1 pseudogene is annotated in these 516 nt (G+C 73.3%); it reads right to left on the bottom strand.

Features of this window, described 5'->3' with window-relative positions:
- Positions 1–516: pseudogene (locus SLW56_RS20805) on the bottom strand (hemagglutinin); the annotation flags it as partial.

Genomic DNA, 516 nt, shown 5'->3' with positions numbered 1-516 from the left:
CACGCGGCCGGCGGCCACGTTGGTCACCGTCCGCTCGTGGCCGGCGCTACCCACGCTCACCGTGCTGCCCGGCGCAGCGCCGGCGTAGGTGTAGGCGGTGCCGTTGAGGGTCCCGCCGGTGGTCGCCACCGCCGCGGCCGTGCTGCTGCCGCTGCCCAGCGCCACCGCGCCGGCCTGCGCCGCCGCTGCGCCTGCACCCAGCGCCAGGCTGTCGCCGCCGCTGGCCGTGGCCGCCTTGCCCAGTGCCACGGCGTTGGCCACGGCCGGATCGTTCGCATCGCCCGCCACCGCGCCATTGCCCAGTGCCACCGCGCTGTCGCCGTACGCACTCGCCGCCGGTCCCATCGCGCTGCTGTCGGTACCGCTGGCAGTGCTGTCGGCCTTGGTCGAGTTGGTGTGGGCGTATTTCACGCCCGCGCCTTGCTGAATGCTGTTGACAGTGGTGCCGACCTCGCCCAGTTCGGTATTGGTGGCATACAGCTGCGAGCCGTTGACCGCATCGGTGCTGGTCCCGGA

It is taken from the genome of Xanthomonas sp. LF07-6 (assembly GCF_034105445.1).
GTDB classification, from domain to species: domain Bacteria; phylum Pseudomonadota; class Gammaproteobacteria; order Xanthomonadales; family Xanthomonadaceae; genus Xanthomonas_A; species Xanthomonas_A sontii.
This window is presented reverse-complemented; position numbering and strand designations above follow the sequence as displayed.